This is a genomic window from Streptomyces sp. NPDC051172, assembly GCF_040682555.1.
Taxonomy (GTDB): Bacteria; Actinomycetota; Actinomycetes; order Streptomycetales; family Streptomycetaceae; genus Streptomyces.
The window spans coordinates 35,730-59,120 of sequence record NZ_JBFBBE010000010.1; the positions used below are offsets into that span (position 1 = coordinate 35,730).

Below are 23,391 nucleotides of genomic sequence, written 5' to 3' on the forward strand. Positions count from 1 at the left end.
ACCATGCACGCCATCCGACTCCATGCCTTCGGACCCGCCGAGAACCTCACCTACGAGGAGGTGGCGGACCCCCAGCCGGGCCCCGGCCAGGTCCGTATCGCCGTAGCCGCGGCAGGCGTACACCTGCTCGACACCGCCCTCCGGGAGGGCGAGCAGGGACCGCTGCCCGAGCCGACCCGGCTGCCCACCGTCCCGGGCCGCGAGGTCGCCGGCGTCGTCGAGTCGCTCGGCGAGGGCGTCGCCGGGCTGTGGCTCGGCAAGCGCGTGGTCGCCCACCTCGGATTCGCCCCGGGAGGCTACGCCGAGCTGGCCGTCACCGAGGTCGACCGCGTGCACGAGATCCCCGCGAACCTGGACTTCGCCGCGGCCGTCGCCATGATCGGAACAGGGCGTACGGCGATGGGGATCGTGCAGTTCGCCGAGCTCGGCCCGGATGCCGTGGCCGTGATCCCGGCCGCCGCGGGCGGCATCGGCACCCTCCTCGTGCAGTACGCGAAGAACGCCGGCGCCACCGTCGTCGGCCTGGCGGGCGGACCGGAGAAGACGGCACGCGTGGCGGCCAACGGTGCCGACCTCGCCGTCGACTACAGGGAACCGGGATGGCCCGACAAGGTCCGCGCCCACCTCGGCGGCCGCCCCGCCACCGTCGTCCTCGACGGCGTGGGCGGCGAGGTCGCACGCCTCAGCACACAGCTCCTCGGACCCGGCGGCAGGCACCTCGTCTTCGGCTGGTCGGCCGCGGGCATCCGCGGCGGCGAGCCGTACCTCGTGGACGGCATCTCCGAGCGGGTCCTGGGCCCCGTGATGATGCGGAAGGCCGGCGGCCCCAACCCCGTACAGACCCTGGAACTGCGCGCCCTCGCCGAAGCAGCCGCGGGCAGGCTGACCCCCGCCGTGCAGCGCTTCCCGCTCGCCGAGGCGGCGGCCGCGCACCGTGCGCTCGAGACGCGCGGGACGACCGGAAAGGTGGTACTGGAGCCATGACCAGGCACAAGGCATCCGCAGATGCGATACGTACCGATTCATGGTCTTCTGACGGAGTGAGCGTCACCCGTACAGGCGAAGCCACCACTTCCGTGGACGCCGGCCCCCGCCGCTGGTGGGGCCTGGTGATCATCGCGCTCGCGCAGCTCATGGTCGTCCTCGACGCGACCATCGTGAACATCGCGCTCCCCTCCGCACAGCGCGACCTGGGCATGTCCGACGGCAACCGGCAGTGGGTGATCACCGCCTACACGCTGGCCTTCGGCGGACTGCTCCTGCTCGGCGGCCGGATCGCGGACCTGGTGGGCCGCAAGCGGACGTTCGTCTTCGGGCTGATCGGCTTCGCCGCCGCGTCCGCGCTCGGCGGCGCCGCCACCAGCTCCGCCATGCTCTTCGGCGCCCGCGCGCTGCAGGGAGCCTTCGCCGCCGTCCTCGCGCCCTCCGCGCTGTCCCTGCTCACCACGACCTTCACCGACCCGAAGGAGCGCGGAAAGGCCTTCGGCATCTACGGCGCCCTGGCCGGCAGCGGATCGGCGATCGGGTTCATCGTCGGCGGTCTGCTCACCGAGTACCTGAACTGGCGCTGGTGCCTGTACGTCAACGTGCCCATCGCGGTCATCGCCGTCTTCGGTGCCCTCGCCCTGCTCCGCGACCGCCCCGGCCGCAAGGGCGCCCGCCTCGACGTGCCGGGTGCGGTGCTGGGCTGCGGCGGACTGGTCGCGATCGTCTACGGCTTCAGCGAGGCCGAACCGCGGGGCTGGACCGACCCCCTGGTGCTGGCGCTGTTCGCGGTCGGCGTCGCCCTCCTCGCCGCCTTCGTGTGGTGGCAGAACCGGGCCCCGATGCCCCTGCTCCCGCTGCACATCGTCAAGGACCGCAACCGGGCGGGCTGCTTCCTGACCATGATGCTCGCCGTGATCGGCATGTTCGGGCTGTTCCTGTTCATGACCTACTACCTGCAGGTGGTGCTCGGCTACTCGCCGGTGAAGACCGGCCTGGCCTATCTGCCGCTGACCGCCGCGATCATCACCGGCTCCACCCAGATCTCCGCCCGGCTGCTCCAGCACGTGGCGCCGCGCATGCTGATGGTCCCCGGCATGGTCCTCGCGTCCGGCGGCATGATGATCCTGACCCGGATGACCACCCACTCGTCGTACACGACCGAGGTCATGCCGGGTCTGATCCTGATGGGTCTCGGCATGGGCCTGACCTTCATGCCGGTCTTCGCCACCGCGACCGCGGGCGTCGCCCCGCACGACTCCGGTGTGACCTCGGCGACCGTCAACACCTCGCAGCAGGTGGGCGGTTCGATCGGTACGGCCCTGCTGAACACCATCGCGACCACCAGCAGCACGGCGTACATCGCCGCCCACCTCCACAACCCGGCGCAGAAGGCCCTGACCGTCAAGGAGGGCGTCGTGCACGGCTACACGGTCGCCATCTGGTGGGCCGCCGGGATCATGCTGCTGGCCGGCCTGGTCGCGGGCCTGATGGTCACGGCGAAGGCCCCGAAGCACGGGGCAGCCGCCGAGCGGCCGGTGTCGGAGCCGGTCGCCTAGGGGGCGCAAGGACGGGGAGGGGCCGCACGGACCGCGGGCCCCTCCCCTCTCCGCCCTTCGAGGCAGTCGCTCAACCGCTCACCGCAGTCGCCGTACGTCGATCGCCCAGATCCCCCGCCCGTGCGTGGCCGCATACAGCCGCCCGTCCGGGCCGGTCCGCAGCTGGAGGACCGCGGTGGTGGGCAGGTTGTCGCCGGCCACCCTCCAGCCCTTCGAGCCCGGTGTCCGTACCAGCACCCCGAGATCCGTGCCCAGCGCGATCGTGCCGCCCTTCAGCAGGGCCACCGAGTCGGCAGGTACGTCGGGCAGGTTCCCGGAGTCGTCCTTCCAGGTGACCCCGCCGTCCCGGGTCTCGAAGAGGTGCCCGACACCCGCGCCCGGCCCCTCCGTCCACTTCCGCGAGAAGCCGTTGACGGCGAGCAGGACGTGATCCGAGTTCGCCGGGTCGATCGCCAGACCGGAGAGGTAGCGGTTGGGTACGGTCCCGTCCACCGGCAAGCTCAGCTGGTGCCAGCCCGTACCGTCGGCATTGCCGACCGCGATGCCGCGCGTGAAGCCCTGGTTGTTGCAGGGCCCGCACCAGGCGGCGTACACCTTGCCGCCGGAGGAGGCCACCGCCGTGGCCGTGTGCCCCGCACCCAGGTCGAACGCGCCGGACCACTCGCTCCCGCTGCGGATCGCATACCCCTTGGTGTTGACCCACACATGCCGGCCGCCGGCGACCCAGACCTTCGGGTCCTTGATGTCGGCGTTCAGCGGGGCGATGAACCGCGCCTCGCCGGTCGCGTTGTCGGGCGGAGCGACGGAGTACGTCGTCGCCTTCGACGGGTCGGCGACCCAACTCCCGTCATTTACGGCGCAGTTGTTGGTGACGGAGACCGCCAGGTAGACGTACTCCTGGGCGATGTTGCACCCGTTCGCCGGGTCGGTGATCGTGTCGCCGCCGTCACCGCCGAAGTTGGAGCCCATCACGCGGTCGCCGGCCCGGAGCTCCGACTGGCCGTTGTCCTGGAGGCCACCGGTGATCGCCAGGCCCCGCCCGGCCGGATCGGCTCCCACGCCCACCGAGTAGTACTGCAGGGCGTCCATCGTGCCGTCGTTCAGGGAGGTCCAGTCGGTCGCGTGGCCGGAGGCGTCGGCGCTGCCGTTCAGCGGCCGGCGGAAGGTGCCGCCGTCGTCGCCGACGATGACGTACGGCGCTCCCCCGTCGCTGCCGATCGCCACGGAGTGCTGGTCGGCGTGGACGGTCTGGTGGCAGTCGCCGGTCTGCCTGCTCGGGTCGATGGACCAGCAGGGGAACCCGAAGTTCCAGTACGGACCGGGCACCGACCACGACTTGCCGCCGTCCTTGGTCTCGAAGACCTCCTCCAGACCGGCGTACACATGGTCCGGGTTCTTCGGGTCGACCGTGAGGAACTGGTTGTACCAGGCCTGGATCCCGGGCTGGTATCCGGCGCCGGTGAGCGCCGAGCCGGAGTCCCGCAGCTGCTTGTAGTCGGCGATCCTCGTCCAAGGCCCGGTCGGCGAACCGGTCTTGGAGACGAAGATGCCCGCCAGTCCGCTGTCCGGGTTGCCGTTCGTCTGCTCGGGGGACTGGTCGATGGCGTAGTACCGCGACCCGTCCGCGCTGCGCGCGAAGGTCACATTGCCGACGTCCTCGGCGTTGCTCGGCAGGTCACCGAGACCGGTCAGCCGCTGCCAGCTGCCGCCGGACCTGGCGTAGAAGCCGTTGTAGGTGTCCCCGCCGCGCCAGCCGACGGCCAGCACGACCTTGCCCGGGTCCTTCGGATCGATCGCGATGTCGCTGGTGATGTTCTTGTACGCGGCCGACGGGTCGCTCGCCTTCGGACCGCCGGGCAGATAGTCCGGGTTGGGCGCGAACTCCAGCTTCCAGTGGCCCTTCAGCGTCTTCGTGGAGTGGCTCCACACACCCTCGGTGGTCGCGGCCCACACCTTGTCGCCGGCGAAGCGCAGGGCGTTGACGGACGTCGACTCCAGCTCGTCGCCGCCGACCCGGTCGTCCGGGCCGAAGCTGCCCTTGCGCGGATCGGCGAGGACGTACACGCCGGTCCCCAGGAAGGAGGTCGCGCTGGTGTTGGCCTCACCCGTGGCGTACCAGAGCCGCCCCCGGCCGTCGAGCTGCAGATCGCCCGTCGACAGCGCGGGCAGCCCGTCGGAGATGTTCGTCCAGTGACCGCCGCCGGTGCGCGAGCGGAAGACACCGCCGTTGGCCGAACCCGCGTACACATAGCCGTGCCGGTCGGCCGCGAGCCCGGTGACCCGGCCGGTCACCTTTCCGGCCCCGCCGCCGGAGTTGGAGTTGATGTCCCGGTACCGCGGGTCGTCGGAGTCGTAGGGCAGCCGCGTCAGATCGCTCCAGCTGCCCTTGGTGTGCGGCAGATTCACCAGATCGTCGTACGCCGCCCCGTACGCTCCCGGCGCCACGATCCCCGGCGAGGTGCGCGCCTCGGCGTACTGGTCCGCCTGCTCGGCCTCCTCCTGTGCCTCTCCCCCGCCGTGGTCGTCCCCCGTATGCGCGAAAGCCGACAGGCCCTTCTGCTGCTGATGCAGAAGGGCCTGTCTGTGAAGTTCCCGCACACCGAAGGGGTCGCCGCCACCGTTCGCCGCCTGCGCCTGAGTGACTGTCAGGCCCAGCGCGGCGGTGGTGGCAAGCGCCGCCCATACTCGTCTTCTTCGCCAGCCGTCGGCTGCCATGAAGTGCCCTCCCCTGGGAGCAGTGGCGTACATGACACGAGCTGGCCAACAGCATTGGCGTGAATGCAGCGGTGAGAGATTCCTGTGAATGCAATCAGAGGGTAAAAAATCCTCAGTGCCGCCCCGCCACCCTGTCGGCGAACTGGGCCAGCTTCGAGGACTCGGCGCTGTACGTGGCGCGTTCCCGCCGGTCCGCGGCCCGGTACGTGGCGTACATCCCCTGCACCCCGAGCCACCGCAACGGCTCCGGCTCCCACTTGCGCACCTTGTGCCCGACCCACGGCAGATCGGTCAGCTCCGTCCGGCCGCCCTGCCCCGAGTCGAACTGCACCAGGTCCCTGAGTGTCCGCGCCGCGAGATTCGTGGTGGCCACCCCCGAGCCGACATAGCCGCCCGCCCAGCCGAGCCCCGTCGACCGGTCCAGGGTCACCGTCGCGCACCAGTCCCGCGGCACCCCGAGCACCCCCGACCAGGCATGCTCGATCCCCACCCCCGCCAGCGAGGGGAAGAACCGCACCAGGATCTCCCGCAGCGCCTCGACCGTCTCCGCCTGTGTCCGCCCGTCGTTGTCGGTCTTCGACCCGAAGCGGTACGGCACTCCGCGCCCGCCGAGCGCGATCCGCCCGTCGGCGGTCCGCTGCGCGTACATGTACGCGTGCGCCATGTCCCCGAGCGTCTCAAGGCCGTCCCAGCCCACCGACTCCCACTGCTCGGCGGTGAGCGGCTCGGTCGCGATCATCGAGGAGTTCATGGGCAGCCAGGTGCGCCGCTGCCCCTTCAGACTCGCGGTGAACCCCTCCGTGCAGCGCAGGACGTAGGGCGCCCGGACCGTCCCGTACGGCGTCACCGCATGCTTCGGCCGGATCTCCGCCACCGGCGTCAGCTCGTGAATGGTCACCCCGAGCGCCTCGACGGCGGACGCCAGCCCCTTCACCAGCTTCACCGGGTGCAGCCGCACCCCGTGCGGGGTCCAGCTCGACCCGACCGCGTCCGCGACCCGGATCCGCTCGGCGGTCTCCCCGGCGCCGTACAGCTCACGGTCCTTCTCCCCGTACGACAGCTCCAGCTCGTGAAAGGCCTTGAGCCGCGCCAACTGGGCGGGCGTGGTGGCGACTTCGAGCACACCGCCCTTGTGGATGTCGGCCTCGATGCCTTCCTCGTGCGCTGCCCGGACGACCTCGTCCACGGTCTCGTTCATGGCCTTCTGCAACCGTACGGCGGCCTCGCGCCCGTGCAGCTTCGCGTACCGGTCACGCCCGGCGATCCCGTTGTACAGCCAGCCGCCGTTGCGCCCGGAGGCCCCGTACCCGCAGAACTTCTGCTCCAGGACGGTGATACGCAGGAAGGGCGCCGCCTTCTTCAGGTAGTACGCGGTCCACAGCCCCGTGTACCCGCCCCCGACGATCACGACGTCGGCGGACGCGTCACCGCCGAGCGGCTCCCGCACCGCCGGGAAACCGTCGTCCGCGTACCAGTAGGAGATACCGCCGTTCACGACACTGCTCACCGACCTGCTCATGGCCGGAAAGCTAACCCCTCAGGGCGGAAACTGTCTCCATCGGATCCCATGCCGGCCCCCGCCCGATGACCAGCGGATAACAGGCGAGCCCGATCAGCACCGACACGAAGTGCCCGAGGTCGGTGAAGGTCGGCGCGTCCACGAGCGGTTCCCCGTACACGAGGAACACCGCCGCCAGATAGAGATACCGCCAGGGCGCCACGATCCGGTAGGCCAGCACCCCCACCACCCCCGCCAGCGCATAACTCACCCCGATGTCAAGGGTGTTGACGGCCGAGTGCTTCACCACCCCCTCCTGCACCGCCCTCAGCAGGGCTCCCTCGCTGATCAGCGTCGCCAGCACATGGGCGGCCACGCACACCATCAGCCACCGCAGCGTCCCCAGCCAGCGCTCGGCCTGCGCGTGGAAGACGGTGTACTGGAAGGCGACCGGAAGCCATTTGCCGCCGTCGATCCACATCGCACTCTGCAGAAGCACCCGCCCGGGGTTGTTCGACAGCTCATGGATGTTCGTGGACCGCTGCCGCAGGAACTCCTGCTCGAAGTGCGGCGACATGTGGTGCAGCGCGACCGTGGTGATGAACAGGACGGCCAGCCAGAGATACGTGCCCGGCGCGCTGCAGACGTAGGCCCACACCCGCTGCCCGAGCCCCCGGTCAATTCGCATGAGGCGATTCACGCACGTAAGTATCGTCGCAAGGGTGATCGACATTCCGGGTGAGCTGGCGGCGGCACAGGAGAAGTTCAACGGCGAGGCGGGACGGGCGTTCATCGCGGGCCTGCCGCGCCTGGCTGAGGAGTTCCTGGATCGCTGGGAGCTACGACCGGACGGGCGCCCCATGCACGGAGTCACCGCCCTGGTCCTCCCGGTCCTGCGCTGCGACGACACCCCTGCCGTGCTGAAGCTGCAGCTGCTGGACGAGGAGAGCGCGGGCGAGCCGGTGGCCCTGCGCCTGTGGGACGGCGACAGCGCGGTCCGCCTCCTCGCACACGACAAGACGACCCACACCATGCTCCTGGAACGCCTCGACCACACCCGGATGCTCTCCCGGCTCCCGGACACCCGCGAGGCCGTCCTGGTCATCGCCCGCCTGCTCGCCCACCTCACCGCCACCCCGGCCCCGGAAGGCATGCGCCGCCTCGGCGACATCGCCCGGGCCATGCTGGACCGGACCCCTTGGGCACTGAAGCGCATCCCGGACCCGGAAACCCGCAGCCTGACCGCGGACTGCGCGGCCGCCGTACGAGAAGTCGTGGCCGAACCGGGCGACCGCCTCCTGCACTGGGACCTGCACGACGAGAACGTCCTGGCCGCAGGCCGCGCCCCCTGGCTCGCCATCGACCCCAAACCCCTGGCAGGCGACCCCGGCTTCGAACTCTGGCCGGCCCTCACCAACCGCTTCGACGCCGACGAGATCCGCTGGCGCTTCGACGCGATGACGGACGTACTCGGCCTGGACCGTGCACGCGCGCGTGCCTGGACCCTGGGCAGACTGCTGCAGAACACCCTCTGGGACATCGAGGACGGCCGCGCCCCGGAGTCCGACGGCCTGGAAATCGCCAGACGCCTGCGCAACCAGGCCTGAAGGGGCGCGGACAAAGACGGCGCACCCCGCGCGTAGTCTCAGAAACGTGATCCGCGAAGCAACCCCCGCCGACATCCCCGTCATCCACACCCTGATCCAGGAACTGGCCACCTACGAAAAGGCCCCGCACGAGGCCAAGGCCACCGAGCCCCAACTCCACGAGGCCCTCTTCGGCGACCGCCCCGCCGCCTACGCCCACATCGCCACCGACGACACCACCGGCACGCCCGTCGGCTTCGCCCTCTGGTTTCTCAACTTCTCCACCTGGCGCGGCGTCCACGGCATCTACCTGGAGGACCTCTACGTCCGCCCCACCGCAAGAGGCGCCGGCCACGGCAAAGCGCTCCTCACCGAACTGGCGCGCATCTGCACGGAGCGCGGCTACGAGCGCCTCGAATGGTCCGTCCTGAACTGGAACACCCCGGCCATCGGCTTCTACGAGTCCCTCGGCGCCCGCCCGCAGGACGAGTGGACGGTGTACCGGCTGACGGACGACGCGCTCAAGAAGCTGGCCGATCGGCGCAGCTGACGCCGTGAAGTGCAAGAGCCCAGGCCGGATTGCTCCTGACCTGGGCGAGAAGCTGTAGCGCGGATACTCAGAGGGCCTTGCTGTTGCAGCCCATGTCCGAACCGAGGTGGGCGGGCTGGGCACCCGGGTCGCCTTCGCCGTTCAGCGCGCCGCCCAGCAGACCGTTGAGGGCGCCGAGGCTGCCGATGACGTCGACGTTCATGTCGTGCGAGCGGCACTCGATGTCCTGCGTGACGTCGATGTCGTGCCCCGGCTCGCCGTGTGCGAAGGCCGGGCCGACCCCGAAGGCGCCCATGCTGCCGAGGACAGCGGCGCCCACGATGGCGACCTTCTGAAGCTTGCGCATTTCTTCTCCATTGATCGAGCGGAAGTGATCTGCAGCAGATCGAGTTGGGACGACGGACAACCAGCGGGAGGCCATCAGCCGAGTCGGGGCAGACCCAGGTTCCCGACGGGAGGAGCCGCCACCTGTCCGAGACCGAGCCCGGGCACCTGCGGTGCTGCGCCGGCGGGCGAGACCAGCGGGTCGATGAGCGGGTTCACCTGGGGGTTGAACTGCGGGTTCACCTGGGGGGCGACGTGCGGAGCCGGCTCCGGGTTGAAGACCTGGGGCATGGCGACCTGCGGGGCGACCTTCGGCATGACCTCGGGCGAGGACTGCGGGGCGACCTGCGGCTGGACCAGCGGCTGCTGCTGCGGCGCGGCCTGCGGGGCGGACGCCGGCGCACCGGCCTGCGCACCACCCACCGACGAGGCGACGGCGGTTGCCTGGCTCGGCTGGGGCGCGGCCTGCGGGGCAGGCGCCTGGGGCGCGTACTGCGGCGCCGGCTGGGCGTACGACTGCGGGCCACCGGACTGCGCGGTGCTGTCCGCGGTGGACGCCGCAACGGCCCGCGCCGGAGCGCTCTGCGGGGGTGCCGGGTAGTACTGGGGAGCCGGGGCCGGGTAGTACTGCGGGGGCGGTGCCGGGGCCGGGTAGTACGCGGGCGCCGGGGCCGCGTACTGCGGCGCCGGGTAGTACGCGGGCGCCGGGGCCGGGTAGTAAGGAGCAGCCGGAGCACCACCGGTGTACCCGGGGTAAGCGTCGGCATGGCTGACGCCGGCGCCGATGGCGGACAGACCGCCGGCCGCTGCTACGACGAGCGCGGCCTTGTGAATCTTTCGCATGGAACCCTCGGCCCTTCAATACCTGTGCAGGGAAATCCGTTGTATTCAGTGCTGTGTTGCGTGCGCTCAGTCTGATGTTCACGCCGGAGCCGACAGCGGATCCCCTTGCCCCTCTCACCGGTTCATGGTCGCTGCCCTCTCCCTGCTGGCAACGACATTTCCTTCTGCGCGGTCACGGGATCGAGAATTCCGTCACCCATTTGGAATTGATCGGATAACCGGTCCGCCGGGGGCGAATGGGTGACTGCTCCCCGACTGCCGTGACTGGCCCGGAACTTGCTTCGTTCCCCACGGGGACAGAGCGAAGACCCATCACACACCGCAGCCGCCCAGGGCAGCAAGAGCAGCCACAACTCCACTGGCTCATCTGCTATTTCAGTACGTCCATGCCAGGTCAATGAAGGGCCGAAGGTTCCATGCGCAAGTTCCAGCACGTCGCGCTCGTCGTAGCAGCGGCCGGCGGTCTGTCCGCCATCGGCGTCGGCCCCAGTGTCGCCGACGCTCCTGTCGCCTACGGCAACAGCGCCCCGCCCCCGGGCCCCGCCATGGCCGGCGCCTTCACCGCCACCCAGGCCACCGCCCACGCGTCCGGTCCGTCCGGCCCGTCCGCCCCGCGCCAGGCGGCGCCGGCACAGCCCGCCGAGGTTGCCCCGCAGGTCAATCCGCAGATCAACCCGCAGCTCAATCCGCACATCTCCTCGCCGTCGGCGCCGACGCAGTCCGGCGGCAATGCCGACCAGTTCAACCTCTTCCGCCCCGCCCAGGAGTGCAGCCCGCAGTCCGTGCTCAACGCGAACCTCCCGGTCGCCGTGCTCGCCGCCGCCGAGACCAAGGGGGTCGCCTGCACCCAGGCCAACAGCCAGGCGAACGCCCTCGCCAAGGCCCACTAGGAGCCGAAGAGGCCCACCGGGATCGCCGGACGACTTCAGGGAGCTGCCGCGACAAGATCACAGGACACGGCGCGTCGCTAGGTGATTGTCGGTTATTTCCTATTATTCTCCGTAACTGTAAGAAGTCGATCTGTTACGGATCGCACCCACTCACTCCACCGGAGATGACATGCACCAGCTTCGCAAGGCTGCCGTCCTGGTCGCCGCCCTCAGCACCGTCGGACTCCTCGGTGCCGGCACCGCTCAGGCTCACGACGACGGGGGCAAGGGCGGCAAGGGTGGCGACAAGTTCAACGTGCTGCAGAGCTCCAACTGCAAGTCGCACGACCTGAACGTCGACGTCCTCGGCCAGGTCGGTATCCTCAACGGCCTGCTCGGCAACGCGCTCAACGGCGAGGGCAACGCCGGAGGCCAGGACACCCACATCGGCTCGAGCATGGGCTGCAACAACAGCGCCTTCTAGTCGGATGACGGTCGCATAGCCGGCCGAGAGCGGGAAGCAGGTCCCGGCACCGAGCTCCAGACTCGGTGCCGGGACCCCCTTTTTTGTCACGTCGGCGATATTTCCGGGCATCGACCAGGGCAGTGAGGATCATCCCGAATTCGGCGCGCCGCACAGTCTTTTACGGGTATTTCTTATTAGCCTCCGTAACTGCACGAAGTCGGTCCGTCACGGATCGCATCCACTTCACTCCACCGGAGATGTCATGCACAAGCTTCGCAAGGCTGCCGTCCTGGTCGCTGCCCTCAGCAGCGTCGGACTCCTGAGCGCCGGCGCCGCCCACGCCGATCAGGGCGGCTTCGGCTCGGGCGAAGGCGGCCATCGCGGCGGTGGCTTCAACATTCTGCAGAGCACCACCTGCCGTTCGCACGACGCCAACGTCGACGTCCTCGGCCAGGTCGGCATCCTCAACGGCGTTGCGGGCAACCTGCTGAACGGCGAGGGCAACCCGGGCGCCCAGGACACCCACCTGGGCTCGGACATGGGCTGCAACAACAGCGTCGGCAAGTAAGTCGGCAAGTATCCGGAAAGCAGGAACAGTCCTTGGTGCCCCGGCCGGTCGGCCGGGGCACCCGGGCTTTCACAGGGCCGGAACGCCGAAATGCCGGACCGGGAGCGGCCCCGGTCCGGCATTCGTCGACCGCACCTCAGAAATCGAAGTGCGGCGTCGTGACACGGGGCGCCGTGACATGAGGCGCCGTGACATGAGGCGCCGTGACATGGAACGCCCGGATGTGGGGCCGCTTGAACCCCTTCGGCGTCGGCGCCTTGTTGGTGCAGTCCACCACCGGCCCGACATGCGTCGACCCGTTGTTGAGCATGCCGTCCTCGGGCAGCACCAGACGCGGCCGCGCCGTCGTCGAGCAGCTCTGCGACTGCTTGACGACGAACGTGCCGTGCTTGTCCTTGTGGACGCTCTCGGACTTGTGCACGCAGACGATTTCCCCTGCAGCATTGGTCTTGCAACCACGCGGGTTCTCGTCCGCCTGCGCGTGCACGGCCCCGACGCAGATCACGGCGAGACTTCCGAGGATCCCCGACACGGTTGCGATTTTCTGCCGACTGAACATGCGCTGTGTTCCTTTGATCGATATATCGGTACAGCCCGGACGCGCACCCTGATGGGTTTACTGCGCGTCCGGGCTGCCTTTGCCGTTGAGGGTTTTGTTTCAGGTCGTTGCGCCAGGGGCTTCTTTACCTGGAGCCGTACGGGGTGGCGTACTGCGGCGCGTACTGCGGCGCCGCCTGGGGGGCGGCGTACTGGGGCGCGTACTGCGGCGCGGCAATGTACTGGGGGGCGGCGTACTGGGGCACGAAGTACTGGGGCGCAGGCTGAGGTGCGGCCATCGGGGCGGCCTGCGGCGCGGCCGGCGGCGCGAAGTTGACGTTCATCGGCGCGAAGTACGGAGCGGCCTGCGGGGCACCGTACGGAGCCGCCTGCGGGGCGTCGTGCGGAGCCCATCCCCCGCCGCTCCCGTAGGCCACGGCGTTGGCCTGCGAGGAAGCCACCGCGGTGGCGCCGCCGCCCCAGCCGTCGGTGGCGCTGCTGACGCCGGCCCCGAGGGCGGAGAGCCCCGCGACCGCTGCAATCACTGCCGCGGCGCGCTGAAACTTGCGCATGATTAGACCCTTTCCTAGCTGGGCGGGAAGCCCTGGCTTGACTACTTAATGTGAGCATATACACACGAAACGTAGTCATTTGGGATCTTGGGCCCTTCTGTGCACCGTGTCGGCTTATGCCAAAGCAGCCTTCCGCCCGCTCGGCCGCGGACTCGGAGAGGGAAAGGGATGTTGCGGGACGGGCAGTTGTTGATGCGGTTCGGTCGCGCACTCGGCGCTCTCCCGTAAAACGACGATTCCCCCGGCCCAAGTCACGGGCGGGGCCCGGCAGTCACCCATCTGCCGCGGGCAGAGAAAAAACGCACAGAAAAAGCGGACGGCCGGTCCGGGTCGCCCCGGTCCGGCCGTCCGCCGCTCGGAAGTGCGGGCCTCAGCCCAGAATGCCACCGGGCAGTTCCGAGGGGGTGTCCCTGTCGTCGACCCCGGTGTCGTTGGGGGAACAGGTCACTGCGGGGCCGATCTTGGTGCTCCCGCTGTTCAGCAGGGGAATGACGGGCAGTTCCATGGGCTTCTGCGGGGTGCAGGTGTTGGCCCTGCGGACGATGAAGTCCTCACCGTCGGACGTCTTGCCCGCGAACCGCTGGACACAGGTGACATCGCCCGACGCGCTCACCGTGCAGGCACCCGGGCCCGCTGCCGCATAGGCCTGAGTGGCTCCGGCACAGGTCACGGCGAGGCCGCACAGAAGCCCCGAGACGGCCGCGATCTTCTTCCTACTGAGCATGTGATCCGTTTCCTTTGTGAGGGGCACCCGGGCGCCGTGCGCCGCGGACCGGCCCGTTTCGCCTACGAAGTGAAGGGCTGACCTGCTGAAGGAACTTCCAGTGCCATCACGAACGCATGCGGGCCACCGGCGCGGCCTCGCGCCCCGGGCGGCCACACGTGAACGGGCCCCTGCGGGGGGGGGTGACCCCGAGGGGCTCGCGGAAAGCGTCGCGCACGATTACGAGGTGAAGGCGTTGTTGAACTGACCGCAGGTGGTGTCGAAGGTCTCGGAGAGACCGAGTACGCCGATCGGGAGGTCGCCGTCGGCCACGGTCTGCGGACTGCACTCCTGGTACGGGCGGTAGTGCTCGGTCACCTTCGGCTTGGCGTCGTGGCCATGGCCGTGGCCGTGGGCGTAGGCGGTGCCGGCGCCGGCACCGATGACGGAGAGACCGCCAGCCGCCACTGCTGCTGCGATCATGGCCTGTTGAAGCTTGCGCATGAAACCCTCGGTCCTTCATTGCCTGGATGTCGAGGCAGATTGCCTACTGTGACTGGACGAACACTAGCAGTAACAACTAGGCATTCCACACCGCCGGATATCCCGTGTCCACTCGACGCGCGGCAACTCCGGCTTGCGCAAAGTCCGTTCGAAGGAGCGCGTATTCTCCCCGTACGAGAACGGGGGCCGCTCGCTCCCGGCCGGTATGAACTCCGGTTTCTCGAGCGCGACTTGTTCGTATGTTGAAATGCCCGGACCAGTGAATAGCGGTGTCCCGCCAACCGATTGGCGCACATCCGCCGATCACTCAATCCACTCAAAAGTGGGAACACCCCATGTTCCGGGTATCTCCTTTCGCGGTCGCGGCATTCCCTTGATCGGGTCCGCCCGATTCGGGCTCCAACTGCGACAGGAGACGCCCGTGCGAATCACCGACATCCAGCGCTGCGAAGTCCGGCCCGGACGGCTCGTCGAGTGGGCGCTCAGTCCGGCGACCGTCACCGTGGCGGCGGCCCTTCCGGAGGACCCCCGGCCGCCGGCGTACGTCCAGGAGTCGCACATCAGGACCGCCCGATCGGTGCACGAGGACGGCCTGTTCGTTCCGACCTGGGTCGGCACCGCATTCGACATCCCGGGCAGGGTCGACCTCGACGCGCTGCAGGACGCACTGCGCAGCTGGACGCTCCGGCACGAGACGCTGCGCAGCGGATTCCGCTGGGACGGCGACGAGATGCGCCGTTTCACGCTCGACACCGAGGACGTGTCCCTCCACCGGGAGGACATCGGCGACTTCCCCGACCCGGCGCGGCTCGTCCAGCACCTCCAGGACCGCTTCGACGCCTCCGCGAGCGCGCTGAGCTGGCCCAACTTCCTCTACGCGGCGGTCGTCAGGGACGACGGCGCGAGCCTGTACATCGCGTTCGACCACAGCAATGTCGACTCCTACTCCATCCAGCGCATGCCCGCCGAGATCAACGAGCTCTACACGGCGGCCGCCGAGGGACGTCCCGTCGAGGAGTCACCGGTCGGCAGCTACGTCGACTTCTGCGAGATCGAGCGGGCGGACGCGGACCGGATCGACGGCACCCACGCCATCGTCGGCCGCTGGCGGGACTTCATCCGGCGGTGCAACGGCAAGCTGCCCAACTTCCCCGTCGACCTGGGTGTCGAGCCCGGCGGTGACCTGCCCAGGCAGAAGCTGATGCGCGAGATGCTCGTCGACGCGGACACCGCCGCGGCGTTCGAGTCGTACTGCCGGCCCTTCGGCGGCAGCCTCGTCGGCGCCCTGGCCGCCACCAGCCTCATCGTCCACGAGATCGGCGGACAGCCCGTCTACCGCGCCGTCGTGCCCTTCCACACCCGGGTGAAGTCCAAGTGGTCCAACTCCGTGGGCTGGTACGTCGGCGGCGCTCCGATCGAGGTCGCCATCGACGAGGCGCCCGATTTCCCCACCGCGCTGACCGCCGTGCGCGCCGAACTGCAGGCCAACAGGTCGCTGGCGCGCATGCCGCTCGCCCGGGTGCTGCGGCTGCTGGGCGAGGACTTCCGGCCGACCTCGCCCGACCTGTACTCGATCGTCTCGTTCGTCGACGCACGAGGCATCCCCGGGGCCGAGCGCTGGGACGAGCTGGCGGCCTACGGGCTGGTGCGGGTGTCCTACGGCGACCAGGTGTGCATCTGGCTGAACCGGCTGCACGAGGGCCTGTGGTTCACCTGCCGCTACCCCGACACCGACATCGCGTACAAGAACATGCGGCTGTACGTCGAGCGGCTGCGGGACGTCATCCTCACCGTGGCCGGCGAGCAACGCGCCAGCGAACTCGCACCGCATGATCTCGCGGGGTGAACGGCCCGAACGGGGGGCGGCCGGGACGGGCCGCCCCTTGCGCCTCGGCGGCCCGCCCGCAGTCGTCGAACGCTTGCTCGTCGCCACAGGGTTCCCCGGTCCGTGTAGACGCCGGCGCGGGGAGCGAACGGCCCGGCCGCCGTCACTGTGCCGCGTCGCCAGTGCCCTCGCCGTCAGCCATGCCCATCAGCTTGGTCAGCCGGGTCAGGCCGTCGACAGTCGCGTCGTGGTAGGCGTAGCTGTAGGTGGGGGTGTTGAGCGCGAGTGTGAGGAACAATTCCACCCTGCCTCCGAGCTGGAGGACGACGTGGCCCAGGCCGACCACTTCGGAGGCGATGTCGCCGAAGCAGTGGACGCCGAGCAGCTTGCGATTGTCCTCGCGGAAGATCAGCTTCAGCAGCCCGCCGTGTCCGGCGATCGCCCCACGTGGGGTGGTGGCCAGGTCGCAGCGGCCCACCGCGTAGGGGATGCCGGTGGCCTGGATCTGTTCTTCGGTCGCCCCGACGCCGGCGACTTCGGGTAGGCCGTAGACAGCACTGCCGGCGGTCTGGTCGATCTCCACGCCGAAGACGAGTCCGCAGGCGTGGGCCGCTGCTGCGCGTCCTTGCTGCATGGCGTTGGAGGCAAGCCCTGGTTGGACCACGTCGCCTGCTGCGTAGATCCCTGGAGCGGTCGTCCGGTGATAGCGGTCGACGACGATCCGACCGCGGGCGTCGAGGCGCACGCCGGCCTGTTCGAGGCCGAAACCTTCGGTGTCGGGCGTGCGGCCGGCGGCGAACAGGACGGCGTCCCCGGCCAGGACGGTACCGGTCGAGAGCGTGCCCCTGAGCCGGCCGTCGACACACCTCACCCCGTCCGCGCCGGCGCCCAGAACCAGCCGGACTCCGCGCCGCTTGAACTCGTCGGCCACCAGCCATCACGTCACCGGCTCCGGCGATTTGCGGCGTTGCAGCCGCTCCGCACGGAATCGATTGCCCAATAAAGCGGAATTGATTACCCCGATAAAAGGTGCTGACGATCAACTCTCCGCTCGCCAGTCTCGGTGCGGTCAGGCCGGATCCGGCAGACCGAGCTCTGGAGAACCAGCAATGTCCCATCCCCCCACAGCGGCGGCCCCCCCAGCGCGGCACGCCTCGGCCGCAGACGCAGCGCCGGCTGCCCAGGCCCCTCCTCCTCGTCCTGCAGTTCCTGATGGTGGCGCTGGTCGCCACCGGCGCACTCGTGACGACCACCGGCCCGGCCGGCGCGCAGGACGAGCCCGCCAACGGCTTCTCGCAGGGCCAGCTGCCCGGTGTGCTGTACCGCGGCGACTCCCGGAGCCCGAACGACATCTTCGCCAACGGTTTCACGGCCCGGGGAACGAACTACGACCTCGTCAGCCATGTCCACGGCGGAGCGGGCGCCAACGACAGCGGCTACGTCTCCACGTCGGGTTCGCAGGACGTCTCGGAGACGTTCGCCCGGAGCCAGGGGATGCAGAACCTCGCCGACCAGGCCAACCAGCCGCGTTGCCAGGGAGCGGGCTGGACCATCGGCCAGATGATCCCGGTCGTCGGATGGCTCGTCACGTCGCACTGCGAGCACGGCGTCGTCGAAGCCAGGACCTTCGTCTACACGATCAACCCGCAGTTCGCCGGCGTCGTCCTGCACGTTCCCGACCAGCTCCGCGGGGACCCGAACATGGCCAACACCTACCGGGGCCAGGACGAATGGGCCTTCTTCCATGAGATTCCGCCCCAGGCGATCACCGGTGTGCACATCTACGACATGACGGCGCGGACGCAGGGAACCTACCTCCAGCTGCAGAGCCTCACCTTCACCCATGACCGCTGGGTGGCGAACCCCAACTACGACCCCAACTACCGCTACAACCCGTACGGCGACCCGGCGGCCAACCTCCGCGTCGACACGGACCTCCACCTCCCGGCCCAACAGGCGAACCACTACACCCGGGGATGCAACGCAATCGACCGGTGCAGGGACGGTGGCCCTGGCAACGGTTGAACTCCCCGGGGCCGCCGGTAGGAACGTCCTGTCCTACCGGCGGCTTCGGCCGTGACCGGCGCAGGTCTCGGAGCTGCTGGAGAAGATCGCCGGATGCCGAGGAATCCGCCGCCCAGCCGGTCCGTGGCGGCGCGTCCGCTCACGCACCGCTCACGCAAACGGCCCCGGACGCGGAGTCCGAGGCCGAATGGCGCGTGTCGCCTGGGACAACCCCCAGGTCGGAGCCGGCCTTCCAGAGCCCCCTGTCGGATTCGAACCGACGACCTTCGCTTTACAAGAGCGGCGCTCTGACCAGCTGAGCTAAGGAGGCCTGCACGCAGGCTTCGCGTGCGTGCCCGTGCAGTGTACCCAGGTCCCGGCCGGCCCCTGTCGAAAATTTCCGCGAAGTTCACAGGCCCGGAGGTACTGACAGAGCAGGCGAACGCCAGGTAGCGTCCTGAGCCAGTTCACCCTCGTGGACTACACCACCTTCCTACAACGGATCGTCCGGCACGTTCCTGCCGGTAGAAGGGGGCCCATCACCATGGCCACTGTTACGTTCGACAAGGCGACCCGGATCTACCCGGGCACCGAGAAGCCCGCCGTCGACGGTCTGGAGATCGAAGTCGGGGACGGCGAGTTCCTCGTCCTCGTCGGTCCGTCCGGCTGCGGCAAGTCCACCTCGCTCCGCATGCTCGCGGGGCTCGAGGACGTGAACGCCGGCGCCATCCGCATCGGTGACCGCGACGTCACGCACCTGCCGCCCAAGGACCGGGACATCGCCATGGTGTTCCAGAACTACGCGCTGTACCCGCACATGACCGTCGCCGACAACATGGGCTTCGCGCTCAAGATCGCCGGCGTCAACAAGGCCGAGATCCGCAAGAAGGTCGAAGAGGCCGCGAAGATCCTCGACCTCACCGAGTACCTGGACCGCAAGCCGAAGGCCCTCTCCGGTGGTCAGCGCCAGCGTGTCGCCATGGGCCGCGCCATCGTGCGTGAGCCGCAGGTCTTCCTCATGGACGAGCCGCTGTCGAACCTGGACGCCAAGCTCCGTGTGTCCACCCGTACGCAGATCGCGTCGCTGCAGCGCCGCCTCGGCATCACCACCGTCTACGTCACCCACGACCAGGTCGAGGCCATGACGATGGGCGACCGCGTGGCCGTGCTCAAGGACGGTCTGCTCCAGCAGGTCGACTCGCCGCGCAACATGTACGACAAGCCCGCCAACCTCTTCGTCGCCGGCTTCATCGGCTCCCCCGCCATGAACCTGGTCGAGGTGCCGATCACCGACGGCGGTGTGAAGTTCGGCAACAGCGTCGTCCCGGTCAACCGTGACGCCCTCAAGGCCGCCACCGACAAGGGTGACAAGACGGTGACCGTCGGCGTCCGCCCCGAGCACTTCGACATCGTCGAGGAGGGCGGCGCCGCCGCCTCCGCCCTGTCGAAGGACACCGAGGACAAGCCGGCCGGTCTCGCGGTCTCCGTGAACGTCGTCGAGGAGCTCGGCGCCGACGGCTACGTCTACGGCACCGCCGAGGTCGGCGGCGAGACCAAGGACCTGGTCGTCCGTGTCGAGGGCCGCCGGGTGCCGGAGAAGGGCTCGACCCTGCACGTGGTGCCCCGCCCGGGCGAGACCCACGTGTTCTCGACCTCCACGGGTGAGCGTCTCACCGACTGAGGCCACTCGGCCGACCGGCAACTCCCGAAACACCCATCCCGGGTAATTCACCCAGGTTGACGAAGATGGGCCCCGCAGACCCCTGCGGGGCCTCTCTTGTTGTCGATATTTACCCCGGCACATCGGTCATTTCGAGCAGCGTGCGTCAACTTCGCGCCCGATCCGAAGCGGCTTTTCGTCCCTCGAATTGATTACTAAATGTCGCCAAATCATCACTTGGCGCTACTCTCACTCGCGTGAAGCACTCCACTAACCAACAGACGCGACGCGGCCGGGGCCCCGCCCGCCGGATCGGCCGCACGCTCGCCCTTGTCCTGCCCGTCGTCCTGGTGCTTTCCGGGACCCTCGCGGTCACCCGAGTCAACTGGACGGGAAACCCCTCGGACTCGGTGCTCACCGCCTCGGACGCGTCCGACATCGCCTCTGACGCCAAGGCCGCCCACCGCGCCCCCGAGGATGTGCTGCGCGACAAGCTCCTGGGCGAGCTCCAGGAGGAGGACCCGGGCACGGTCCTCACGCACCTGCAGCAGGCCGTGAGCGAGCGCCCGTCGCTCGCAAAGCACTGTGTGTCCATCGCCCGGTCCCTGGGCCGCGCCGCGGTCCGCATGTACGGCCCCACACGCGCCCAGTCGTACGCCCGCCCGGTCTGCGACACGTCCTTCGCCTCGGGCGTCGCGGCCGCGCTCAGCTGAGACGGAACCCGTCCCTCCTCCGCAGCGGACGCTACGAACGGTTCGGAGGAGGGTAACGGCTGATTAAGGAACGGCTGCAGGCTCCGGACGCGGGCGGGACGCACCGTACAGTTCGGTCATGACCCATCCGAGCGCCGCGTCCCGCCCCGTTCAAGCCGTCGTCCTGGCCGGTGGCCAGGGCTCACGGCTGCGTCCGTACACCGACGACCGGCCCAAGCCGATGGTCGAGATCCCCGGTACGGGGACTCCGATCATCGGCCATCAGCTTGTCTGGCTGGCCGAGGAGGGCGTGACGGACGTGGTGGTCAGCTGCGGCCATCTCGCCGAGGTGCTGCAGGACTGGCTGAAGTCCGCCGACCTGCCGGTGAGGGTGACGACGGTCGTCGAGACGGAGCCGCTCGGACGGGGCGGCGGGCTGAAGTACGCCGCCGCCCATCTCCCGTACCCGGACCGGCCCTGGTACGCCACCAACGGCGACATCTGGACCCGTTTCTCGCTGCGGGACATGGCTGACTTCCACACGGAGCGCGACGCGGTCGCGACGCTGGCCCTGGCCCGGCCGCGCATCCCCTGGGGCGCGGTGAAGACGGACGGCTTCGGACACATCACGGACTTCATCGAGGCGCCGCCGTCGACATTCGAGATCAACGCGGGTGTGTACGTCTTCTCTTCCGAGTTCGCTGAGCTGCTTCCGGAGCGGGGGGACCACGAGCGGACGACCTTCCCTCATCTGGCCCGTGAGCGGCGGCTGGCCGGGTTCACGATCCCGCAGGGGGCGTACTGGCGCGCCATCGATACGGCGAAGGATCTGACGGAGGCAGCGAAGGAGCTGGCCGCTCTGGGGCGGTGAGAGCGCTTTGGGGCGGGTGAGAGCTCGGGGAGTGCGGTTGTCTTTCGGCTGCGGGCCGGTGGGGGCGTGTCGCGCCCACGCGGCGGAGCCGTAAATCGATACAGCCCCGCGCCCCTCAAAAGCCGCTGCAGTGGCCGTACGCCAAAGGGGCCCCGCCCGTTTTCCGTGCGGGGCCCCTTTGTATGGACCCGGTGGCCGTCGGCCTGGCTCAGCCCAGCAGGCCGCCCACCAGGCCCGGGTCGCCGGAGGAGGAGCCGCCGGAGCCTGTGCCGCCGTCTCCGCCGCCGGAGGTGGGGCCGGAGCTGGTGCTGGGGGCGCCGCCGGACGGTGAGGAGTGCTGGCGCGGGGTGCGGCCCGCTGTGCCCTGGGTCTGGCTGGGGGCTCCGCCGGTCGCGGTGGCGCCCGGCGTGGTCGCCGCGCCGGAGGGCGTGGAACCGGCGGTGGCGCCGTGGGTCGGCGTGTGCGAGGCCGAGGGCGACTGGCTGTGCCGCTTGTGCGGCTCCTGCGGGAGCGGGGATCCCGGCAGTTCGTTGCGCGGGGCCTCGCCGGGACCGGGGACGATCACACGATCGGCGTCGCGGACCGCACCACCGAGCAGCGAGCCGACGAGCAGGGTGAGGCCGGTCACGATCGTCGTGATGAGGGCGCCGCGGCGCAGGACGTAGGCGCGCAGGTCCCAGATGTCGGAGGAGGGCCCCAGACGCCGCCAGGCGCTGCCGGCCAGGCGGCCGTCGACGGAGTAGACGGGGGCGCCGGCGATGATCAGCGGGGACCAGGCGGCGAGGTAGATGATGTCGGGGGCGTCGTAGGCGGGAACTGTCTTCCAGCTGACGGTGACGATCAGCGCGGCCGACAGCAGTGCGCCGAAGACGGCGGCGACCCGCTGCCAGCAGCCCAGGACCGTGAGCACGCCCACGACGACCTGCGCGAAGGCGATGACGAGGCCGGCGCCGACCGGGTGCTGCAGGGCGAACTGCCGCAGCGGCTCGGCGACTTCCCACGGGTGCAGGGTGTTGAGCCACTTGACCATGGAGCCGCGCTTGCCGCCGTCGAAGTAGACGGGGTCGCACAGCTTGCCCATGCCGGCGTAGATGGAGATGAAGCCGAGGAAGATGCGCAGGGGCAGCAGGACGACGCCGAGGTTCATACGGCGGCCCGGGTAGTAGGCGTGCCGTGCCGGGTCGACGCCGTGGCGCTTGGCGGGCCGCTCGGCGTCCTCGTCGAATTCGCCGAACTCGTCGGAGTCGTCGAACCCCTCGGGGTCGTCGAACTCGTCGGTCTCGTCGAAGTCCTCGAACTCCTGGCCGCCGTAGGCCCGTTCCTCGTCGTATCCGCTGCCGGCGGTGCGCATGCCGGGGAGGAGGCGGGTGCCGACGATGTCGTCGACGGGGCGGCCGCGCTGGGCGCCGACGATCGGGGTCTCCACGGTCTGTTCCAGCTCGTCGTAGGCCTCGTCGTAGCCGCCGACCTCCACGCGCGGGATGACCTGGGTGGCTCCTGCGTCGACGGACTGGTCGTCGCCGTGGCGGACGCTGCCGCCGCGCACGGCCTGGAGCAGGCGGTGCGCGCCGGTGTCGTCGGGGGCCGACCTGCCGCTCCAGACGACCGGCCGGCGGCGGGCGCCCGCGCCCGCTCGGCCCGCGGCGGTACCGGCGGCGGGCGTGCGGGCGGCGTCCTGGGTGGCGGTCAAGTGCCGTGCGATCCGCGGCGATCGGGTGCGGGCCGAGGCGCCGAGCTGCACACGGAAGCTCGCATGATTGACGATGACCTGCGCCGGATCGCTCGGCACCTTCACCATGCTCAGCGCGGGAGCGTCATCGAATCCCGACGGGCCGTCCCCCGGGGGCGTGCGGGGTGTTCTGGTGTCCACACTCATCTAACCGAGTGACGTGTGGTTAGGACACTGCTTTGACCCGCCGGATGTGTCCGGATCGCGTCAACGTTGTCCGGGACGCCCAGATTGACCCGTACGAGTGACGGCACGAACACGTGTTCAGTCGCGCCGACGGGCCTCCGACCAGCGAGCTCCGCCCACCACGCCGACCGCGGTCAGGCCCTCCG

At 69.6% G+C, this 23,391-nt stretch carries 23 protein-coding genes and 1 tRNA gene; 12 read left to right on the plus strand and 12 right to left on the minus strand.

Annotation, left to right across the window (positions count from 1 at the left end; all coding sequences use genetic code 11):
- The first annotated feature begins 3 nt into the window (after positions 1–3).
- Both AB0N07_RS08130 and AB0N07_RS08135 read left to right on the plus strand, forming a co-directional pair.
- Positions 4–984, plus strand: a complete 981-nt coding sequence (locus AB0N07_RS08130; protein ID WP_365833318.1) for a zinc-binding dehydrogenase — start codon at positions 4–6, stop codon at positions 982–984.
- Positions 985–1,040: 56 nt separating this feature from the next.
- Positions 1,041–2,543: an MFS transporter gene (locus AB0N07_RS08135; protein ID WP_365833320.1), complete on the plus strand. Its 1,503-nt coding sequence runs from the start codon at positions 1,041–1,043 to the stop codon at positions 2,541–2,543.
- Positions 2,544–2,621: 78 nt separating this feature from the next.
- On the opposite strand, the gene AB0N07_RS08140 is transcribed toward AB0N07_RS08135, so the two are convergent.
- The 3 genes from AB0N07_RS08140 to AB0N07_RS08150 form a co-directional block, all read right to left on the minus strand.
- Positions 2,622–5,258 (minus strand): glycosyl hydrolase, encoded by a 2,637-nt coding sequence (locus tag AB0N07_RS08140; RefSeq protein WP_365833322.1) that lies wholly within the window; start codon positions 5,256–5,258, stop codon positions 2,622–2,624.
- A 112-nt stretch (positions 5,259–5,370) separates the two neighbouring features.
- Positions 5,371–6,777 (minus strand): FAD-binding oxidoreductase, encoded by a 1,407-nt coding sequence (locus AB0N07_RS08145; protein ID WP_365833324.1) that lies wholly within the window; start codon positions 6,775–6,777, stop codon positions 5,371–5,373.
- A 10-nt stretch (positions 6,778–6,787) separates the two neighbouring features.
- A complete protein-coding gene (locus tag AB0N07_RS08150) occupies positions 6,788–7,444 on the minus strand; it encodes a rhomboid-like protein (RefSeq protein ID WP_365833326.1) in 657 nt (218 codons plus the stop codon).
- 34 nt (positions 7,445–7,478) lie between these two features.
- On the opposite strand from AB0N07_RS08150, the gene AB0N07_RS08155 reads away from it, so the two are divergent.
- Complete coding sequence (locus tag AB0N07_RS08155; protein WP_365833328.1) at positions 7,479–8,363, plus strand: aminoglycoside phosphotransferase family protein; 885 nt, start codon at positions 7,479–7,481, stop codon at positions 8,361–8,363.
- 46 nt (positions 8,364–8,409) lie between these two features.
- A complete protein-coding gene (locus AB0N07_RS08160) occupies positions 8,410–8,892 on the plus strand; it encodes a GNAT family N-acetyltransferase (protein ID WP_365833330.1) in 483 nt (160 codons plus the stop codon).
- 67 nt (positions 8,893–8,959) lie between these two features.
- Here AB0N07_RS08160 and AB0N07_RS08165 read toward each other — a convergent pair whose 3' ends face one another.
- Together AB0N07_RS08165 and AB0N07_RS08170 are read right to left on the minus strand one after the other, a co-directional pair.
- Complete coding sequence (locus tag AB0N07_RS08165; protein WP_365833332.1) at positions 8,960–9,238, minus strand: hypothetical protein; 279 nt, start codon at positions 9,236–9,238, stop codon at positions 8,960–8,962.
- A gap of 74 nt (positions 9,239–9,312) precedes the next feature.
- On the minus strand, positions 9,313–10,059 hold the full coding sequence (locus AB0N07_RS08170) for a hypothetical protein (protein WP_365833334.1): 747 nt from the start codon (positions 10,057–10,059) through the stop codon (positions 9,313–9,315).
- 416 nt (positions 10,060–10,475) lie between these two features.
- Between AB0N07_RS08170 and AB0N07_RS08175 the strand changes: the two genes are divergently transcribed.
- From AB0N07_RS08175 to AB0N07_RS08185, 3 genes are all read left to right on the plus strand, one after another.
- Positions 10,476–10,949 (plus strand): hypothetical protein, encoded by a 474-nt coding sequence (locus tag AB0N07_RS08175; protein ID WP_365833336.1) that lies wholly within the window; start codon positions 10,476–10,478, stop codon positions 10,947–10,949.
- A 169-nt stretch (positions 10,950–11,118) separates the two neighbouring features.
- Positions 11,119–11,412 (plus strand): hypothetical protein, encoded by a 294-nt coding sequence (locus tag AB0N07_RS08180; protein WP_030941334.1) that lies wholly within the window; start codon positions 11,119–11,121, stop codon positions 11,410–11,412.
- Positions 11,413–11,656: 244 nt separating this feature from the next.
- Positions 11,657–11,962: a hypothetical protein gene (locus tag AB0N07_RS08185; RefSeq protein WP_115907393.1), complete on the plus strand. Its 306-nt coding sequence runs from the start codon at positions 11,657–11,659 to the stop codon at positions 11,960–11,962.
- Positions 11,963–12,098: 136 nt separating this feature from the next.
- Here AB0N07_RS08185 and AB0N07_RS08190 read toward each other — a convergent pair whose 3' ends face one another.
- From AB0N07_RS08190 to AB0N07_RS08205, 4 genes are all read right to left on the minus strand, one after another.
- Entirely contained in the window at positions 12,099–12,521 is a 423-nt protein-coding gene (locus AB0N07_RS08190) for a hypothetical protein (protein WP_365833339.1), read from the minus strand.
- Between the two features lie 124 nt (positions 12,522–12,645).
- A complete protein-coding gene (locus tag AB0N07_RS08195; RefSeq protein ID WP_365833341.1) occupies positions 12,646–13,071 on the minus strand; it encodes a hypothetical protein in 426 nt (141 codons plus the stop codon).
- Positions 13,072–13,441: 370 nt separating this feature from the next.
- Entirely contained in the window at positions 13,442–13,795 is a 354-nt protein-coding gene (locus AB0N07_RS08200; RefSeq protein WP_344399559.1) for a hypothetical protein, read from the minus strand.
- Positions 13,796–14,014: 219 nt separating this feature from the next.
- Positions 14,015–14,278: a hypothetical protein gene (locus tag AB0N07_RS08205; protein WP_365833343.1), complete on the minus strand. Its 264-nt coding sequence runs from the start codon at positions 14,276–14,278 to the stop codon at positions 14,015–14,017.
- A gap of 421 nt (positions 14,279–14,699) precedes the next feature.
- Between AB0N07_RS08205 and AB0N07_RS08210 the strand changes: the two genes are divergently transcribed.
- Positions 14,700–16,124 (plus strand): condensation domain-containing protein, encoded by a 1,425-nt coding sequence (locus AB0N07_RS08210; protein ID WP_365833345.1) that lies wholly within the window; start codon positions 14,700–14,702, stop codon positions 16,122–16,124.
- 142 nt (positions 16,125–16,266) lie between these two features.
- Here AB0N07_RS08210 and AB0N07_RS08215 read toward each other — a convergent pair whose 3' ends face one another.
- The gene (locus tag AB0N07_RS08215; protein WP_365833347.1) at positions 16,267–17,034 is read right to left on the minus strand and encodes an FAD-dependent oxidoreductase; all 768 of its coding nucleotides are present in this window, start codon (positions 17,032–17,034) and stop codon (positions 16,267–16,269) included.
- Between the two features lie 98 nt (positions 17,035–17,132).
- Between AB0N07_RS08215 and AB0N07_RS08220 the strand changes: the two genes are divergently transcribed.
- A complete protein-coding gene (locus AB0N07_RS08220; protein WP_365833349.1) occupies positions 17,133–18,128 on the plus strand; it encodes a hypothetical protein in 996 nt (331 codons plus the stop codon).
- A 236-nt stretch (positions 18,129–18,364) separates the two neighbouring features.
- On the opposite strand, the gene AB0N07_RS08225 is transcribed toward AB0N07_RS08220, so the two are convergent.
- Positions 18,365–18,438, minus strand: a tRNA-Thr gene (locus AB0N07_RS08225).
- Positions 18,439–18,651: 213 nt separating this feature from the next.
- Between AB0N07_RS08225 and ugpC the strand changes: the two genes are divergently transcribed.
- From ugpC to AB0N07_RS08240, 3 genes are all read left to right on the plus strand, one after another.
- A complete protein-coding gene (gene ugpC / locus AB0N07_RS08230) occupies positions 18,652–19,788 on the plus strand; it encodes a sn-glycerol-3-phosphate ABC transporter ATP-binding protein UgpC (protein WP_365833351.1) in 1,137 nt (378 codons plus the stop codon).
- A gap of 236 nt (positions 19,789–20,024) precedes the next feature.
- Positions 20,025–20,480, plus strand: coding sequence for a hypothetical protein (locus AB0N07_RS08235; protein WP_365833353.1), 456 nt, complete (start codon positions 20,025–20,027; stop codon positions 20,478–20,480).
- A 118-nt stretch (positions 20,481–20,598) separates the two neighbouring features.
- Complete coding sequence (locus tag AB0N07_RS08240; RefSeq protein WP_365833355.1) at positions 20,599–21,330, plus strand: nucleotidyltransferase family protein; 732 nt, start codon at positions 20,599–20,601, stop codon at positions 21,328–21,330.
- A 208-nt stretch (positions 21,331–21,538) separates the two neighbouring features.
- Here AB0N07_RS08240 and AB0N07_RS08245 read toward each other — a convergent pair whose 3' ends face one another.
- Positions 21,539–23,206 carry a DoxX family membrane protein gene (locus tag AB0N07_RS08245; RefSeq protein WP_365833357.1) on the minus strand — a complete coding sequence of 556 codons (1,668 nt, stop codon included), beginning with the start codon at positions 23,204–23,206 and terminating at the stop codon, positions 21,539–21,541.
- Between the last annotated feature and the right edge of the window lie 185 nt (positions 23,207–23,391).

What these genes read in the sequence shown, in the direction of transcription:
- AB0N07_RS08130 (WP_365833318.1), top strand. Translation starts at nt 4, where the DNA reads ATGCACGCCATCCGACTCCATGCCTTCGGACCCGCCGAGAACCTCACC.
- AB0N07_RS08140 (WP_365833322.1), bottom strand. Translation starts at nt 5,258, where the DNA reads ATGGCAGCCGACGGCTGGCGAAGAAGACGAGTATGGGCGGCGCTTGCC.
- AB0N07_RS08145 (WP_365833324.1), bottom strand. Translation starts at nt 6,777, where the DNA reads ATGAGCAGGTCGGTGAGCAGTGTCGTGAACGGCGGTATCTCCTACTGG.
- AB0N07_RS08150 (WP_365833326.1), bottom strand. Translation starts at nt 7,444, where the DNA reads ATGCGAATTGACCGGGGGCTCGGGCAGCGGGTGTGGGCCTACGTCTGC.
- AB0N07_RS08165 (WP_365833332.1), bottom strand. Translation starts at nt 9,238, where the DNA reads ATGCGCAAGCTTCAGAAGGTCGCCATCGTGGGCGCCGCTGTCCTCGGC.
- AB0N07_RS08170 (WP_365833334.1), bottom strand. Translation starts at nt 10,059, where the DNA reads ATGCGAAAGATTCACAAGGCCGCGCTCGTCGTAGCAGCGGCCGGCGGT.
- AB0N07_RS08175 (WP_365833336.1), top strand. Translation starts at nt 10,476, where the DNA reads ATGCGCAAGTTCCAGCACGTCGCGCTCGTCGTAGCAGCGGCCGGCGGT.
- AB0N07_RS08180 (WP_030941334.1), top strand. Translation starts at nt 11,119, where the DNA reads ATGCACCAGCTTCGCAAGGCTGCCGTCCTGGTCGCCGCCCTCAGCACC.
- AB0N07_RS08185 (WP_115907393.1), top strand. Translation starts at nt 11,657, where the DNA reads ATGCACAAGCTTCGCAAGGCTGCCGTCCTGGTCGCTGCCCTCAGCAGC.
- AB0N07_RS08190 (WP_365833339.1), bottom strand. Translation starts at nt 12,521, where the DNA reads ATGTTCAGTCGGCAGAAAATCGCAACCGTGTCGGGGATCCTCGGAAGT.
- AB0N07_RS08195 (WP_365833341.1), bottom strand. Translation starts at nt 13,071, where the DNA reads ATGCGCAAGTTTCAGCGCGCCGCGGCAGTGATTGCAGCGGTCGCGGGG.
- AB0N07_RS08200 (WP_344399559.1), bottom strand. Translation starts at nt 13,795, where the DNA reads ATGCTCAGTAGGAAGAAGATCGCGGCCGTCTCGGGGCTTCTGTGCGGC.
- AB0N07_RS08205 (WP_365833343.1), bottom strand. Translation starts at nt 14,278, where the DNA reads ATGCGCAAGCTTCAACAGGCCATGATCGCAGCAGCAGTGGCGGCTGGC.
- ugpC (WP_365833351.1), top strand. Translation starts at nt 18,652, where the DNA reads ATGGCCACTGTTACGTTCGACAAGGCGACCCGGATCTACCCGGGCACC.
- AB0N07_RS08240 (WP_365833355.1), top strand. Translation starts at nt 20,599, where the DNA reads ATGACCCATCCGAGCGCCGCGTCCCGCCCCGTTCAAGCCGTCGTCCTG.
- AB0N07_RS08245 (WP_365833357.1), bottom strand. Translation starts at nt 23,206, where the DNA reads ATGAGTGTGGACACCAGAACACCCCGCACGCCCCCGGGGGACGGCCCG.